17 protein-coding genes are annotated in these 16,642 nt (G+C 51.5%); 4 read left to right on the forward strand and 13 right to left on the reverse strand.

Translation table 11 applies throughout. From position 1 onward, the window contains the following. Nucleotides 1-72: 72 nt before the first annotated feature. Nucleotides 73-2,211, forward strand: coding sequence for a phosphate acetyltransferase (pta, locus tag AACH44_RS13335; RefSeq protein ID WP_261847982.1), 2,139 nt, complete (start codon nt 73-75; stop codon nt 2,209-2,211). Between the two features lie 125 nt (nt 2,212-2,336). Here the strand turns inward: pta and yfcD are convergent, their stop codons facing one another. Continuing rightward, nucleotides 2,337-2,987 carry an NUDIX hydrolase YfcD gene (gene yfcD / locus AACH44_RS13340; protein ID WP_261847981.1) on the reverse strand — a complete coding sequence of 217 codons (651 nt, stop codon included), beginning with the start codon at nt 2,985-2,987 and terminating at the stop codon, nt 2,337-2,339. 123 nt (nt 2,988-3,110) lie between these two features. Next, a complete protein-coding gene (yfcE, locus tag AACH44_RS13345) occupies nt 3,111-3,662 on the reverse strand; it encodes a phosphodiesterase (RefSeq protein ID WP_338659282.1) in 552 nt (183 codons plus the stop codon). A gap of 265 nt (nt 3,663-3,927) precedes the next feature. Here yfcE and yfcG point away from each other — a divergent pair, with 265 nt between their 5' ends. From yfcG to AACH44_RS13360, 3 genes are all read left to right on the forward strand, one after another. After that, entirely contained in the window at nt 3,928-4,554 is a 627-nt protein-coding gene (gene yfcG, locus AACH44_RS13350; RefSeq protein WP_261847979.1) for a GSH-dependent disulfide bond oxidoreductase, read from the forward strand. 122 nt (nt 4,555-4,676) lie between these two features. Beyond that, nucleotides 4,677-5,048: a dihydroneopterin triphosphate 2'-epimerase gene (gene folX / locus AACH44_RS13355; RefSeq protein ID WP_261847978.1), complete on the forward strand. Its 372-nt coding sequence runs from the start codon at nt 4,677-4,679 to the stop codon at nt 5,046-5,048. 15 nt (nt 5,049-5,063) lie between these two features. Beyond that, nucleotides 5,064-5,969: a TIGR01777 family oxidoreductase gene (locus AACH44_RS13360; RefSeq protein WP_261847977.1), complete on the forward strand. Its 906-nt coding sequence runs from the start codon at nt 5,064-5,066 to the stop codon at nt 5,967-5,969. 157 nt (nt 5,970-6,126) lie between these two features. Here the strand turns inward: AACH44_RS13360 and hisP are convergent, their stop codons facing one another. From hisP to AACH44_RS13415, 11 genes are all read right to left on the reverse strand, one after another. Beyond that, nucleotides 6,127-6,900, reverse strand: coding sequence for a histidine ABC transporter ATP-binding protein HisP (hisP, locus tag AACH44_RS13365; protein ID WP_261847976.1), 774 nt, complete (start codon nt 6,898-6,900; stop codon nt 6,127-6,129). 14 nt (nt 6,901-6,914) lie between these two features. After that, nucleotides 6,915-7,631 carry an ABC transporter permease gene (locus AACH44_RS13370; protein WP_261847975.1) on the reverse strand — a complete coding sequence of 239 codons (717 nt, stop codon included), beginning with the start codon at nt 7,629-7,631 and terminating at the stop codon, nt 6,915-6,917. Continuing rightward, nucleotides 7,624-8,313, reverse strand: coding sequence for a histidine ABC transporter permease HisQ (locus tag AACH44_RS13375; protein ID WP_261847974.1), 690 nt, complete (start codon nt 8,311-8,313; stop codon nt 7,624-7,626). Before AACH44_RS13375 ends, AACH44_RS13370 begins: the two co-directional genes overlap by 8 nt. 129 nt (nt 8,314-8,442) lie before the next feature. Next, on the reverse strand, nt 8,443-9,222 hold the full coding sequence (locus AACH44_RS13380) for a lysine/arginine/ornithine ABC transporter substrate-binding protein (RefSeq protein WP_261847973.1): 780 nt from the start codon (nt 9,220-9,222) through the stop codon (nt 8,443-8,445). A gap of 386 nt (nt 9,223-9,608) precedes the next feature. After that, nucleotides 9,609-10,181 carry a UbiX family flavin prenyltransferase gene (locus AACH44_RS13385; RefSeq protein WP_261847972.1) on the reverse strand — a complete coding sequence of 191 codons (573 nt, stop codon included), beginning with the start codon at nt 10,179-10,181 and terminating at the stop codon, nt 9,609-9,611. A gap of 221 nt (nt 10,182-10,402) precedes the next feature. Then, nucleotides 10,403-11,920, reverse strand: a complete 1,518-nt coding sequence (purF, locus tag AACH44_RS13390; protein WP_261847971.1) for an amidophosphoribosyltransferase — start codon at nt 11,918-11,920, stop codon at nt 10,403-10,405. A gap of 21 nt (nt 11,921-11,941) precedes the next feature. Beyond that, nucleotides 11,942-12,442, reverse strand: a complete 501-nt coding sequence (cvpA, locus tag AACH44_RS13395) for a colicin V production protein (protein ID WP_005969889.1) — start codon at nt 12,440-12,442, stop codon at nt 11,942-11,944. Between the two features lie 175 nt (nt 12,443-12,617). Continuing rightward, on the reverse strand, nt 12,618-13,385 hold the full coding sequence (gene dedD / locus AACH44_RS13400; RefSeq protein WP_261847970.1) for a cell division protein DedD: 768 nt from the start codon (nt 13,383-13,385) through the stop codon (nt 12,618-12,620). Continuing rightward, nucleotides 13,375-14,643 (reverse strand): bifunctional tetrahydrofolate synthase/dihydrofolate synthase, encoded by a 1,269-nt coding sequence (gene folC / locus AACH44_RS13405; protein ID WP_261847969.1) that lies wholly within the window; start codon nt 14,641-14,643, stop codon nt 13,375-13,377. Before folC ends, dedD begins: the two co-directional genes overlap by 11 nt. 105 nt (nt 14,644-14,748) lie before the next feature. Continuing rightward, a complete protein-coding gene (gene accD / locus AACH44_RS13410; RefSeq protein ID WP_005969895.1) occupies nt 14,749-15,666 on the reverse strand; it encodes an acetyl-CoA carboxylase, carboxyltransferase subunit beta in 918 nt (305 codons plus the stop codon). 224 nt (nt 15,667-15,890) lie between these two features. Continuing rightward, nucleotides 15,891-16,553 (reverse strand): DedA family protein, encoded by a 663-nt coding sequence (locus tag AACH44_RS13415; RefSeq protein WP_261848083.1) that lies wholly within the window; start codon nt 16,551-16,553, stop codon nt 15,891-15,893. Nucleotides 16,554-16,642: the final 89 nt, after the last annotated feature.

The raw sequence follows: 16,642 nt of genomic DNA on the forward strand, positions 1-16,642 counted from the left end.
AACTCCCAACACCGTCAGCTAAGGCTGACGGTGTTGTTTTTGACTAACGAGCAACCGTAAAGAGGTTCGGCCGTGTCCCGTATAATCATGTTGATCCCCACTGGCACCAGCGTTGGTCTGACAAGCGTCAGCCTGGGTGTCATTCGCTCCATGGAACAGAAAGGCGTCCGCCTGAGCGTGTTCAAACCTATCGCCCAACCGCGCAGTGGCGACAATACGCCAGATCAGACGACCACTATTATCCGTGCTAATTCCGCTATCAGCGCCGCAGAACCACTGGCAATGAGCCGCGTTGAAACCCTGTTGAGCTCTAACCAACAAGACGTGCTGATGGAAGAAATCATCGCGCGTTACCACGAAACGACCAAAGATGCTGAAGTCGTTCTGGTTGAAGGTCTGGTTCCTACCCGTAAGCACCAGTTTGCTAACGCGTTGAACTATGAAATCGCCAAAACGCTGAACGCGGAAATCGTCTTTGTACTGGCGCTGGGCAACGATTCTCCAGCACAGTTGAAAGACCGCATCGAACTGGCGCGTTCCAGCTTCGGTGGCAGCAAAAACAAAAACATCACTGGCGTGATCATCAATAAACTGAATGCGCCGGTAGATGAGCAGGGTCGTACACGCCCTGATCTGTCTGAAATCTTTGATGACTCAACGAAAGCCAGCGTTGCCAACATCGATCCTAAGCAACTGTTCGCTAACAGCCCGCTGCCGGTTCTGGGCTGTATCCCGTGGAGCTTTGATCTGATTGCTACGCGTGCCATTGATATGGCGAAGCACCTGAATGCTCGTATCGTCAATGAAGGTGACATTCAGACGCGTCGCGTTAAGTCTGTCACCTTCTGCGCACGCAGCATCCCGCATATGCTGGAGCATTTCCGTCCGGGTTCACTGCTGGTGACCTCCGCTGACCGTCCTGATGTTCTGGTCGCCGCGTGTCTGGCCGCCATGAACGGCGTGGAAATCGGTGCCCTGCTGCTGACTGGCGGCTACGAAATGGATCCAAGTATTGCCAAGCTATGTGAACGTGCCTTCCAGACTGGCCTGCCAGTATTTATGGTCGACACCAACACCTGGCAAACCTCACTCAGCCTGCAAAGCTTCAACCTTGAAGTACCGGCTGATGACCGCCAGCGCGTCGAGAAAGTGCAGGAATATGTTGCACGCCACATCGACACCCAGTGGATCGATTCTCTGAGCGCTGAATCTGAGCGTTCACGCCGTCTGTCTCCACCAGCATTCCGTTATCAGCTTACTGAACTGGCGCGCAAAGCGGGCAAACGTATCGTTCTGCCAGAAGGTGATGAGCCACGTACCGTTAAAGCCGCTGCAATTTGTGCCGAACGCGGCATTGCGCACTGTGTGCTGATCGGTAACCCAGAAGAGATTCAACGCGTTGCCGCCGCTCAGGGTGTAGAACTGGGCAAAGGCATTGAAATCGTCGATCCGATTGTCGTGCGTGAGCGCTATGTTGCGCGTCTGGTTGAACTGCGTAAGAGCAAGGGCATGACCGAAGTGGTTGCGCGCGAACAGCTCGAAGACAACGTCGTTCTGGGTACGTTGATGCTGGAACAGGGTGAAGTTGACGGTCTGGTTTCTGGTGCCGTTCATACCACCGCTAATACCATTCGTCCGCCGTTACAGTTGATCAAAACTGCACCGGGCAGCTCACTGGTATCTTCCGTGTTCTTCATGCTGCTGCCTGAGCAGGTTCTGGTTTACGGCGACTGCGCCATCAACCCAGACCCAACCGCAGAACAATTGGCTGAAATCGCTATTCAATCTGCTGATTCTGCCACTGCATTCGGCATCGACCCACGCGTTGCGATGATCTCTTACTCCACCGGTAACTCCGGCGCGGGTAGCGATGTTGAAAAAGTACGTGAAGCAACCCGTTTGGCGCAGGAAAAACGTCCTGATCTGGTTATCGATGGTCCGCTGCAATATGACGCCGCTATCATGGCAGACGTTGCACAGTCCAAAGCACCTAACTCGCCAGTGGCGGGTAAAGCCACCGTGTTCATCTTCCCTGATCTGAACACCGGTAACACCACGTACAAAGCGGTACAGCGTTCTGCCGACCTGATCTCCATCGGGCCAATGCTGCAAGGCATGCGCAAACCGGTTAACGACCTGTCTCGTGGCGCACTGGTAGACGACATCGTTTACACCGTTGCCCTGACCGCCATTCAGGCTACGCAGCTCTAATTTTTTTGATAGCGTGGATATTGATGCCAGCCTTCGGGCTGGCATTTTTTATTTGATAAGAAGAGCAAGAAAAATGCCGCAGCGGGAAAAGCGGCGGCAAGACAGGAATGCTGACCAATGTCAGATTATTTCTGTGGATCCGTTTCCGATGAAGCAACGTCGCTGTCGTTCTCATCATCAACATTGTCATGATTAACGACAGATTTCTCTGCCGCTTCTACTACCTCGTTCAGCTTACGCGAAATCGGCTTGCCATATTCCTGATCGCTATAGCGCGTCAGCCACAGCGACAACGCTTTCAGCGAGTCCGGCGTAAATTCATCGCAGCGTGCAGTGATCTCTTGCGGCGTCAGCCAACTGACTTCATCAACCTCTTCTTCCTGTAGTGCAAATGGCCCGTGGGTGACGCAGCTAAACAGCCCTCCCCACACTCGGCAATTCTCGCCTTCGTAATAGAATAGGCCATGTTCTGCAAATGGCACGCCCGCAATACCAAGCTCCTCTTCAGCTTCACGACGTGCGGACTCCAGCATTTGCTCACCGCTTTGCACTACGCCGCCAGCGGTCGCGTCCAGCCAGCCTGGATAAAAATCTTTGATTTTCGTCCGACGCTGCACCAGAATTTTACCCATTCCATCATGCACAACAATGTAAGTAGCACGATGACGAAGACTCTGAGCACGCATCTGCTGACGACTTGACTGAGCAATTACCTCGTTGTTTTCATTGACGATATCAACCCACTCTGTGCCTGCTGCCTGACTTTGTTCCGCCATCCTCTGAAACCCTTTAGTATTGGCACGTTGCTACGCGCGTCTGTTTTAAATGATCGAACTTTGTTGTGAATCTTCCCTGCTGCCTTGCCATTATTCAAGGTCAAAAACAGGGTATATGCTAAATTAGTGTCTAATTGAGACCTGTGCAATAGGCTCGCCGCCGTGTAACGGCAGAACTCGCAGTTCATCTTGTTCAAGTAAACCGTAGCTCGCGGGGTATCCCCCTTTCGACAAGCTCACAGAGCCGGGGTTGAAAAAATAATATTCCCCGCGTTGCTCCGCAATCGGGATATGGGTATGACCATAGACCAAAACATCCCCCGCGTGTAGCGGCGGCATATTCTCTGGATGATAAAGATGACCGTGCGTCAGGAAAAGGCGATTTTGCGGCAATAGCACATGTTGCCACGGTGCCGTTATCGGAAAGGTCAGCAGCATCTGATCAACCTCGCTATCACAATTTCCCCGTACGGCGATGACACGTGACGCATAAGCGTTTAGCCGGGCAGCCACTTCCGCAGGTTGATACGCTTCCGGCAGCGGGTTGCGGGGGCCATGATTAAGAAAATCGCCCAGTAAAATAAGCCAGTCAGCATGACTCTGCTCAAAGATCGCCAACACACGTTCTACCGCACTAAGAGACCCGTGTATGTCGGACGCAAACATCAACTTCATCGTTTATTCCCCTCCATGTTTATATTGGCAATATTTATATCCACAACATCCTCATTCTTCATCGGAAATAGTCTACCAAAGTTGGCGGTGTGCTTCCGGTAAAGATCGCGCAGCAGCGTGCGCCATCGCTTATTTTTCGCTCGCAGAAGTGGTAGGGTAAGAGCCCGTCCTCAATACGCTATTCTGACAGCACATCGCTCTCTGAAGCGATCAACTGCCATACCGTTCCATGATGTTTTTCTGAATGAAAATGGAGATATGATTCATGATTGACCTGTATTACGCACCAACCCCTAATGGGCATAAGATCACGTTGTTTCTGGAAGAAGCGAATCTCCCTTATCAGCTTCACCGCGTGAATATCAGCAAAGGCGAACAGTTCAAGCCGGAATTTTTAGCCATCTCGCCTAATAACAAAATTCCCGCGATTGTCGATACGCAGCCCGCGGAAGGTGACACGCCAATTAGCCTGTTTGAATCTGGCGCGATCCTGCTGTATCTGGCGGAAAAACATGGCGTGCTATTGAGCACGTCATTACGTGAGCGTACGGCCACACTACAATGGCTGTTCTGGCAGGTCGCTGGTTTCGGGCCTATGCTGGGGCAGAATCACCACTTTAACCACTATGCACCTCAGCCCGTGCCTTACGCGATTGAACGCTATCAGCAAGAAACGCAGCGTCTGTATCGTGTGCTGGATAAACATCTGCAAGACAACCCTTGGCTAGCAGGCCAAAATTACAGTATCGCCGATATCGCAACCTACCCGTGGGTGGTTTCTTATGCCCGCCAGCGCGTTGACCTTGATGATTACCCGGCGGTGAAGGCATGGTATACGCGTATCAGTGAGCGCCCGGCAACACAGCGAGCTTATCAGCGAGCAGAGCAGTAAAATTCTGGTACATCTCATTCGGCCTTTGGGTATCTTCTGCTATGGTAATCAACATATTATTGTTAATGATACCCTGACACTGTGATTTACTCGCGGTAACAGAAGCCACCGAGGGCCGACCAATGCCATATCACCATTCTGACGCTATTATTCGTATAAAAAATCTGCGGCTACGCACCTTCATCGGTATCAAAGATGAGGAAATCACGAATAAGCAGGATGTGATCATCAACGTTGTGATTCACTACCCAGCAGAACAGGCACGCAACAGCGAGAATATCGCCGACGCACTGAACTACCGTACCATCACCAAAAATATTATTCGCCACGTAGAAGATAACCGCTTCGCGTTGTTGGAAAAATTAACGCAGGATGTGCTCAACATCGCCAGCGATCACGAATGGATAACCTATGCTGAAGTAGAAATAGATAAACCGTTTGCCCTGCGATACGCCGACTCGGTTTCCATGACCCTGCGTTATCACCAGGCATAAATATGGGAGCGTGCGATGCAACTACTCATAACAGGCGGAACCGGTCTTATTGGTCGCCATCTTATCCAACGATTACAGCTGCTTTCCCATCACATCACGGTACTGACACGCGATCCTGAGCGCGCCCGAGGGGTTCTCGGCAATCAGGTCGACTATTTATCAACATTGAGTAATATCACCTCACTGAACGGCTTTGATGGCATCATCAATCTGGCGGGCGAACCTATCGCCGATAAACGATGGACGCCGCAACAAAAGCAGCGCTTGGCACAGAGTCGCTGGATCATTACCGAGCAGCTTGCCACGCTGATTAAGGCCAGCAGTGAGCCGCCAGCGGTTTTTATCTCGGGCTCAGCGGTCGGATATTATGGCGACCAGGGGGAAGCGCTGGTCACAGAAGAGGAATCACCGGTTGATGAATTCACACATCATCTGTGTGCCCGCTGGGAAGCGCTGGCGCAGTCTGCCGAAAGCAATAATACCCGCGTCTGCCTGCTGCGTACCGGTATTGTTCTTTCAGCACAAGGTGGCGCGCTAGCAAAAATGCTGCCGATTTTCCGCCTCGGATTAGGCGGACCGATGGGTTCCGGCAAGCAATACATGCCGTGGATTCATCTTGATGACATGGTTAACGGCATTCTCTATCTACTGGATCAACCGATATTACGCGGTCCCTTCAATATGGTTGCGCCCTATCCGGTTCATAATGAACAATTTTCTGCCATGCTGGCACACGTATTGGATCGCCCCGGTTTTCTACGAGCCCCCGCCTTTGCGCTCAAACTGCTGATGGGCGAAGCCTCAACGCTGGTACTGGGCGGGCAACGCGCCATCCCACAGCGGTTAGAGGCCGCAGGTTTTGGTTTCCGTTTCTTTGAGTTGGAAGAAGCCCTGCAAGACGTGATCAAAAAACCGAGCTGATAACTGTCTATCTCAGGTTGCTGGTAGCCTTTTCGCAGAACGGGATCGATGATAATGGGATCGAAGAGTAAAGCGTCCGCGCCAGGGATGTATTCACAGCGTCTTTACGATCTACCCATTATCATCGCTCAATGCACATCACTATCAGCCCCAAAGTCTACTTCAATGCACCGGACAGAAACTGCTGCAAACGGGCACTTTTCGGGCGACCAAATAGCTGATCCGGCGGCCCTTCTTCTTCAATCACGCCCTGATGCAGGAAGATAACGTGGCTGGAGACATGGCGGGCAAACTCCATCTCATGCGTCACCACCACCATCGTTTTTCCTTCCTCCGCCAACTGCTGCATGATGCGCAATACTTCGCCGACCAATTCAGGATCGAGTGCCGACGTCGGCTCATCAAATAACAACACTTCAGGCTCCATCGCCAGCGCCCGCGCAATCGATACGCGCTGCTGCTGACCACCTGAGAGATCCGACGGATATTTCTGTTGGGCAGAATCCGTAATCCCTACTTTATTCAGGTAGAACACCGCCCGCTTACGCGCTTCCGCTTTACTGAGCCCTAATACCTGAATTGGCGCTTCCATCACGTTCTCTAACGCCGTCATGAAGCTCCACAGGTTGAAGTGCTGAAATACCATCGTCAGGCGCGTCCGCAGCATCTGAAGCTGCTTTTTATCAAAAACCTTTAACTGCCCGTCAGTATCGCGCACCATGCGAATTTCCTGATCGCTGACATAAATCGCCCCTTCGCAGGGTTTTTCCAGAAAATTAATGCAGCGCAGTAAGGTGCTTTTCCCCGAACCCGACGACCCGATAATCGAAATAACGTCACCCGCTTTCGCCTGCAATGAGATCCCTTTAAGTACCTCATGCTCGCCATAACGTTTACGCAGTTCCGTCACCATCAATTTGTTATTCGACATGTTTTTTCCTGCGATTAATGAGATGAACGGGTATAAAGATGACGTAACCAGTGCCGCTCTGCCCTTCTGAACAGCCCGATTAATACAAATGAGATCGCCAGATAGATCACCGCAGCAATGCCAAACGCATAAAACGGCTGGTAGGTGGCCGCATTAATATCGCGCGCGATCTTCAGGATATCCGGCACCGTCACGGTAAAAGCCAGCGCTGTTGAGTGCAGCATCAGAATCACTTCGTTGCTGTAGGCTGGCAACGCAATACGCAGCGCACCCGGCAAAATAATGCAGCGATACTGCTTAAAACGGGAGAAACCGTATGCTCTGGCGGCTTCAATTTCCCCATGCGGTACAGAGCGGATTGCCCCTGCAAAAATCTCTGTGGTGTACGCGCAGGTATTGAGCGCTAACGCCAAAATGGCGCAGTTCAGTCCGCTGCGGAAAAAGGCATTCAGCAGATCGGTGCCGCGCACAATTTCCAGGCTATACACGCCGGAATAGAACACCAATAGCTGCACGTAGAGCGGTGTACCACGGAACACGTAGGTAAATAGCCAAACCGGGAAGCTGAACCGACGTCGCGGTGAAACGCGAGCAATCGCCAGTGGCAACGCCATCAGCCCGCCGATGACGACCGAGGAAATGAGCAGCCAGAGCGTCATCGCCAGCCCAGTCAGGCGATAACCATCGCTCCACAGCAGCGGTTGCCAATATTGTTGCAGGATCTCACTCATAGTTTACTTTCTTGACTCCCTGCGAATAATGCCGCTCCAACCACCACAACACGCCATTAGAAATGGTGGTAAAAATCAGGTACATCGCCCCGGCAACCAGTGCAAAATAAAACGGTTCGTGCGCGCCCTTGCCAGCCAGTTGCGTCGCCTTAATCACATCATTCAGGCCAAGCAATGACACGAGTGCCGTTGCTTTCAAGATCACCTGCCAGTTATTGCCGATCCCCGGTAACGCAAAGCGCATCATGGAAGGAAACAGAATGCGGCGGAACACTTTCAGAGGAGAGAAACCAAACGCCACCGCCGCTTCGATCTGTCCACGCGGCACAGCAAGATAGGCACCACGAAAGGTTTCCGTGAAATACGCGCCGTAAATAAAGCCCAGCGTAATAATCCCAGCGGTCAACGGATCGATGTCAACTTGCTCCAGACCGATCGATTCCGTCACGCCGTTTAAGGCAATTTGCAACCCATAGAAAATGAGCAGCATCAACACCAAATCGGGGATGCCGCGAATCAACGTGGTATAGCAGGAAAATCCCCCAGCCAGCAGGCGGTTGGAAGACAACTTCGCCGACGCCCCCATCAGACCGATAGCCAGCGCCAGCAGTAGCGAACTCACAGCCAACTCCAGCGTCATGATGGCACCATCCAGAATTAGCGGGGCATAGCCATAGAGCATCAATGATATCCGTAGAAACAGCGGTTAATGGCACGAAGCGTTATCAATCAGGAACCCGACACGGGAGGAACGTTCCCGTGTCGTTTTACCCTGTGATTCCGCTACAGAGTGTGAATCGTTATGGAGAAATTAGCCGCCGTAGACGTCGAAATCGAAGTATTTCTTAGCGAACGTATCGTAAGTACCGTCTTTACGCATCGCTTCGAAGGCTTTATCCAGCGCAGCTTTCAGCTCAGTATCTGCTTTACGCAGACCCATCCCCGTCCCCACACCGAAAAATTTGTCATCTTTTACTGCTGGGCCAGCAAACGCATAGTCTTTGCCCATATCTAGCTTCAGGAAACCTTCGCTTGCCGCGACTTCATCCTGAAAGGCAGCATCGACGCGACCTGCGGCCAAATCTGCGTAAATCAGATCCTGATTTTGATAAGCGACAACCTCAACGCCTTTTGGCTGCCAGTTCGCATTGGCAAAAGCCTCCTGCGTTGACGCCTGCAATACGCCGACACGCTTGCCACCCAGCGATGCCAACGTTGGCTCAATACTCGCCCCTTTCTTCGCAATCAGGCGAGAGTTAGCCGCATACAGCTTCTCGGTGAAAGCAATTTCCTGCTGGCGTTTTTCGGTAATAGACAGAGAAGAGATGATGGCATCAATTTTTTTAGCTTTAAGGGAGGGAATTAACGCATCAAAATCACTTTCCACAAACGTACAGTTAGCGTCAATACGCTTGCACAACTCTTTCGCCAAATCGATATCAAATCCGACCAGCTCACCGCTGGCATTTTTGGATTCAAAAGGTGCATAGGTAGGATCGGTACCGATTTTAATATTCTTAGGAATCTCCGCCATCGCACTGCCCGTAGCCAGAATAAGTGCCAACGGCAAAACTTTGATCAATTTCTTCATATTGCTACCCTTGTCGTGAGTGATTGATGTCATGTGTCGTCAATGTCGGAACGATATGAGTGCTCTTTGTTTTTTACGCCGACTATTACCGTTTTCATAAGCAGTTTTCATGCCACAATGAAAGCAGGGGGGTCATAAAAAAACCATGCACAAAAAACACGGAAAAGTATGATTAATCGATTGATTATTCAGTGCTTTTATAGATTTATTCGACAGGTAACAATAAGAATAGATAATATTGGCATGAATACAGCACACTTAAATGCACTATTTTAGCGCTTTTGCGCACAAAATCAGTGCGGTGTAATAAAAGCGCACAAAGAAGGGGCAGCCATGGTTTACTCCCCCCTGAGGAAGGAAAAGAGTGCGTATCGGCATCTATCCTGCTACGACGCGCCTTGCCAGCGAATAAAGAGATCTTTTGGCAGGTCGATATCAAACTGGTCCAAAATACGATTTACCGTTTGATCGACAATATCCTGCACACTTTCTGGGCGATGATAAAACGCGGGAACCGGCGGCATGATTATCGCACCCAGCTCAACGGCAGTGGTCATCAACCGTAAGTGTCCTAAATGCAGCGGCGTTTCGCGCACGCCCAACACCAGAGGACGACGTTCCTTCAACACCACATCGGCTGCGCGGGTCAATAGATTGTCGCTATAGCTGTGCACAATCCCAGAGAGGGTTTTTATTGAGCAGGGCAAAATCACCATACCCGCCGTTTTAAACGACCCCGAAGAGACACTGGCAGCAATGTCACGCGAGTCATGCACCACATCAGCTAACACCTGTACGTCACGCAGGCTAAAATCTGTTTCTAGCGCTAATGTCTGACGAGCTGCCTGGCTCATGATCAGATGGGTTTCGATGCCTTCCAGCGTCTGTAACACCTGTAACAGTCGGATACCGTAAATGACACCGCTGGCACCGGAAATCCCTACAATGAGTCGCTTCATTATTACTGCCTCTGGCTAGCCGCGTCAGCAGAAACGCGGAAAAATCATCTGCGCAAACTTTGCCGCATTGACTAGCGATAAGCAAGGACAAGCACCGAAACGATGTTTTCTATATACAACCCGATTTTCTCTATACTGATGTTTTCCAAATACAAAAAAAGAAGGAAGACACTTTCGCGCCCTCCCCCTTCAATCAACCTGCCTTAACGTACAACTCGCCGTTAACCTTCGTTGTGCAGTTCCAGATCTTCGACTTCATTCTGGCTACGCAGCGCTTTGGCATCATCGTTGCGCAAGACTTCCAGATAATCCAGATAGCCTTGATCGACATCCTTCGTCACATAAATCCCATTGAACACCGAACATTCAAACTGAGCGATATCCGGGTTATCTTCACGCGCGGCATCGATCAGATCGTCGAGATCTTGGAATATCAGCTCATCTGCGCCAATAATCTTACAGATTTCATCAACTTCGCGACCGTGGGCAATCAGTTCATTGACGCTCGGCATGTCGATGCCGTACACGTTAGGAAAGCGAATTTCCGGTGCCGCCGAGGCCAGATAAACACGCTTGGCTCCTGCTTCACGCGCCATTTCCACAATCTGCTCCGACGTTGTACCACGCACAATGGAGTCATCCACCAGCAGCACGTTCTTGTCACGGAATTCTGCGCGGTTGGCGTTCAGCTTACGGCGTACCGATTTCTTACGCGCTTGCTGTCCCGGCATGATAAAGGTGCGGCCAACATAGCGGTTCTTCACAAATCCCTGACGATACGGCTTGTTGATAATACGCGCGATTTCCAGTGCAATATCACAAGAGGTTTCAGGAATCGGGATCACGACATCAATATCGAGATCTTCCCACTGGCGCGCAATCTTTTCACCAAGCTTCTGACCCATGCGAACACGTGCACTGTAGACCGAAATTTTATCGATGAAAGAGTCCGGGCGAGCAAAGTAGACATATTCAAACAGGCACGGGTTGCTCTTTGGATTCTCTGCGCACTGGCGGGTAAACAACTGCCCTTTTTCCGTAATGTAGATCGCTTCTCCCGGCGCCACATCGCGTAAAAATTCAAAGCCCAAGGTATCCAGCGCGACGCTTTCTGACGCCACCATGTATTCGCTGCGGCCATCTTCCAGGTCACGTTTACCGATGACCAGAGGACGAATCCCATTAGGGTCACGGAATGCCACCATGCCATGACCGATAATCATGCCAACACAGGCATAGGCACCGCGAATTTGTTGGTGCGTTGCGGCAACGGCCGCAAAAATATTATCGGCTTCCAGCGGATAATGTTGGAAACGGTCCAGCTCTCTGGCAAAAATATTCAGCAGAATTTCAGAATCAGACGTGGTGTTAACGTGACGACGCTCCTGCTCGAACAGCTTTTTACGCAGTTCGTGGGCGTTTGTCAGATTACCGTTGTGCGCCAGCGTGATGCCGAACGGCGAGTTAACATAGAAAGGCTGTGCTTCCGAGGCACTGGAACTGCCCGCAGTCGGATAGCGCACATGGCCAAGCCCCATGTTTCCCTGTAAGCGTTGCATGTGCCGCGCTTCAAACACATCTTTCACCAGGCCATTGGCCTTACGCAGGCGAAAACAATTAAAGGCATCGATGGTTACAATACCCGCAGCATCCTGCCCACGGTGTTGCAACACCGTTAACGCGTCATAAATCGATTGGTTGACCGGTGTAAAACCGGCGATACCGACAATACCGCACATGGTGTCTTTTCCTCATCAGCGCTACCGCAGCGATAAATGCTGCGGCAAGAAACTTGACGTGCTTTGCAGGTAGTCAAAAAACCACCTGATAATATAACTGAACTGCGGGATTAACTGGGACTGCTTCCAGTCATCACTTTGTGAAAAACCGGTGAACGTATCCAGAAAGAATAGCAGTGCGGAAACGATCAGCACCCCACGCAGCGCACCAAAACAGATGCCCAGAACGCGATCGGTGCCGGATAATCCGGTACGTTCAACCAGTGAACTAATCACATAGTTGACGATAGCTCCCACAATCAACGTTGCAATAAACAGAATGGCAATCGCAATGCCGTTACGCACCAGTTCATCATCAAAACGGGTGAAGTAGACCGCGAGGTAGGCGTAGTAATGACTGGCAACAAAAAAAGCACATCCCCAGGTTACTAACGACAGCGCTTCGCGAACAAACCCCCGGATCAGGCTAACCAGAGCCGAAAATCCGATGATGCCAATAATGACGTAATCAACCCAAACCATGAACTATCCTAATAATGAACGATGCTACCGATAAGCCGCTACGTCATCCTGTTCGCGGCGCATTCTAACAGAAAAAGAAAACGTTTGCGTAGCGTATTTCCGCCGATTTCACCGATAGATAATCAGGCGAAAAACCAACAATCCGTCATGCCTGATTCTACTACCTATCGGTTTCTCAGCGAACCGAATGTGCTCGCACCTGCCCGTTTAACCCACTCAACTGTTGCAGTTCGCTCAGGGAAGACTCCAGCTTCTGCTTCGAGGCATCCGGCCCCACGTAAATACGGGTGATTTGTCCTGAAACTGGCGTTGACGGCACGGTATACGCGCGATAACCAGAGAGACGAAGCTTAGCGACAATCTCGTTCACCTTATCCGCATTTTTCAACGCGCCAAGCTGCACAATATAGGCCTGCCCGACAGGCGCTTGCTGCGTCGGCTGAGTGTCCGGTTTCACTTCCGGCTTGGGTTCTGGTTTAGGCTCTGGCTTCGGCTTCACTTCAGGCTTCACCTCAGGTTTTGGCTGAGGCTTCGGCGTCACCGGCGCTGGCGTCTGAATTGGCGGACGCTCAACCACCACCGGCGGTGCCGTCATGGCTGGCGTATTTGCACCTGAGCGAGATGATGGTGGCGATGTGCCAGTTTCAGGTGCCTTATTTTCAGGTGCCTTATTTTCAGGTAACTTAGTTTCTGGCGTTTCGGCTTCCGGGCTGTTCTGCATCGCCGCTTCCGCCCCTTCCGGTGGCAGGTTCGGCAACGACGGGTTCAGCGCAGGCAGAGATTCCATCTCATTGCTGTCGCCCGGCTTGGGGATCAGCGGAATCGATGCAAACTCATCTTCGTAGTGCTTTTTCTTTCCATCCAACAGACCGGGTAAGACGATCACGCCCAGCGCGACCAGAATGACCGTGCCAACCAATCGATTCTGAAATTTACTCGCCATTCGCCTTCTCCTCATCCAGCGCTTCCATCACATGCGCTACCGTATGAAAAGATCCACACACAATGACGATATCCTGTTCCGTCGCTTGGGACATCGCCTGCTGCCAGGCGGTAACAACATTGGGGAACGACTGGCTGCGCGTAAGGTGCTCGGCAATCTGTTGTGCCGTTGCACCACGTGGGCCTTCCAGCGGCGCGCAGTACCACTCATCCACCAACGGCATTAAGTAGGCCAGTGTGCCTGCGATATCTTTATCCGCCAGCATACCAACAACAGCACGCACTTTTCCGGTTTTCGCTAACCCGGCCAAACGATTTGCCAGATACGCCGCCGCATGAGGGTTATGTGCAACATCAAGAATCAACCGTGGTGATTCTTGTACTATCTGAAAACGACCCGGTAATGCCGCGTGCTGTAAGCCCTGACGAATCGCTTCTTCGCTCACGTTGAGTGAAGAATAGTGTAATGCAGCCAGTGCCGTAGCGGCATTGGCTAACGGAACATTGGGTAACGGCAACCGTGACAGCTCGCGCTGTTTATCCTGCCAGCTCCACGTCTCGCGCTGCACTGAAAATTCCCAATCGCGACCACGGCGCCGCAGCAACGCGCCTTTCTCAGCGGCAACGTCAGCAATCGTTCCTGGCATATCCGGCTCACCGACAATGGCTGGCCGATTCTGTCGAAATATCCCGGCTTTCTCGCGACCTATACTCTCTCGATCGTTACCTAGCCAATCGGTATGGTCGATCGCGATGCTGGTGACCACGGACACATCCGCGTCCACAATATTCGTGGCATCCAACCGCCCACCTAAGCCTACTTCCAGAATGACGACATCCAGATTTGCTTGCTTGAAGAGTTGCAGTGCAGACAGCGTACCGAATTCAAAATAGGTGAGCGATACCGCCCCTCTTCCTGCTTCGATATCCGAAAACGCTTGAGTATGCTGTGCTTCAGACAATTCGTTGCCCTGAATACGCACCCGCTCGGTATAGCGCACGAGATGAGGCGAACTGTACACGCCAACCCGTAGCCCAGCAGCTAACAGAATGGATTCTAGCGTACAGCAGGTGGTTCCCTTGCCGTTCGTCCCCGCGACGGTAAAAATCGTGGCGGCAGGCTGGAGCAGTTGGAGATGTTCAGCAACCTGCTTAACGCGTTCCAGGCCTAAATCAATGGCCTGAGCGTGCAGGTGCTCAAGATAATGAAGCCACGTGACCAAAGGTGACGTGGCTTGAGGTATTTGAAGAGTATCCATGAGTCCCGTTCACTGGCTTACGGTTCATTACGAGCAGAGCGTGCACATGACAACGCCATTGAGAACAACGTAGTCGAATGCCACACGCCCAGCCCATCATGTCAGTTATGCGTCATCCTGTGATGATTCAGAGGGTGCATCGCTGCGGATTTCCACGTCATCGTTGCCCGGTTCTGGATGATTCGTCAGTTTGGCAAGAATGGTGGCCAGCTTGTAGCGCATTTCTGGACGGCGAACGATCATATCAATCGCCCCTTTCTCAATCAGGAATTCACTGCGCTGGAAGCCCGGCGGTAGTTTTTCACGCACGGTTTGTTCGATAACGCGTGGGCCAGCAAAACCAATCAACGCTTTCGGCTCAGCAATGTTCAGGTCGCCCAGCATCGCCAGACTCGCAGAAACGCCCCCCATGGTTGGATCGGTCAACACGGAGATATAAGGCAAGCCGCGCTCGCGCATTTTCGCCAATGCCGCACTGGTTTTCGCCATTTGCATCAGCGACATCAGCGCTTCCTGCATACGCGCCCCGCCACTGGCGGAGAAGCACACCAGCGGGCAGCCGTCTTCCAATGACTGCTCGACGGCGCGCACAAAGCGTGCCCCGACGACGGACGCCATTGAACCGCCCATGAAAGCGAACTCAAATGACGCGACGACAACTGGCATGCCGTAAAGCGTGCCTTTCATGACAACCAGCGCGTCTTTCTCATCGGACTGTTTCTGCGCAGAAACCAGACGATCTTTATATTTTTTGGAATCCCGGAATTTCAGGACATCCTTCGGCTCCAGTTCGCTTCCCAGCTCGACAGTGTTTTCTTTATCCAGAAAAGCCTGTAGACGGGCACGCGCGGAAAGACGCATATGGTGATCGCACTTCGGGCAGACCCCCAAATTGCGTTCCAACTCAGCACGATAAAGAACCTGACCGCAGCTATCACATTTTGTCCAGACCCCTTCAGGGATGTTCGCTTTACGGGTCGGTGTGATATTGCTTTTGTTAAGAATTCGTTCAATCCAGCTCATTGATAACCTTTCTGCTTGAACCTGGCAAATGCCAGTCCGCTGTTCATGTTATTCCCTGACAACATTGCCAATGAAAAAATGCCTGAGCCGCACGACAATCGCGGTACAAAGGCATCGGCACCCAGAGTGTTCCCAAGAACAGACCATAAATGCTGCCCATTAAACCATAACGTTCCGGGACTGTGGATAAAAAACTGGTCAAACCGGATGTTAAAATACTTCACTTATTTCACATTGCCGCGCGAGGCTGCTCTACGGTGACGGGCGATTTCAATAATACCCGGTAGGATAGAGAGAAAAATAATCGCGACAATCAGTAATTTCAGATTTTCCTGCACGACGGGCAAATCGCCAAACAGGTAGCCCGCATAGGTGAACGACAGCACCCATAGCAATGCACCAACCACATTATAGGCGGCAAAATGCCGATAGCTCATGTGCCCCATCCCGGCGACAAACGGCGCAAATGTTCTCACAATCGGGACAAAGCGTGCCAGAATTATCGTCTTGCCACCGTGGCGTGCGTAAAACGCATGCGTTTTATCCAGGTAGCTGCGGCGAAAAATCTTTGAATTCGGGTTGCTAAACAGCTTCTCACCGAACAGTCGTCCAATCGTGTAATTCACTGCATCGCCCGTAATCGCGGCAACAATCATCAAAAATGCCATGGTATGCACATTCAGATCGTTCGACGGCAGCGCCGCCAACGCCCCAGCGACAAACAGCAGCGAATCTCCCGGTAAGAATGGCGTCACCACTAACCCGGTTTCACAGAATAAAATCAGGAACAAAATGGCATAAACCCAGACACCATATTGCGCCACCAGTTCCGCCAGATGAACGTCAATGTGCAGAATAAAATCAATAATAAACTGTATGAACTCCACCACAACATCTTCTCCCAAGAATGTACATCAAACGCACGCGGTCGATATACGCAAGGCAGCTGTACAATCCGTGTTGCCTTGCGTATAGC

Source organism: Pectobacterium araliae (assembly GCF_037076465.1).
GTDB lineage: Bacteria > Pseudomonadota > Gammaproteobacteria > Enterobacterales > Enterobacteriaceae > Pectobacterium > Pectobacterium araliae.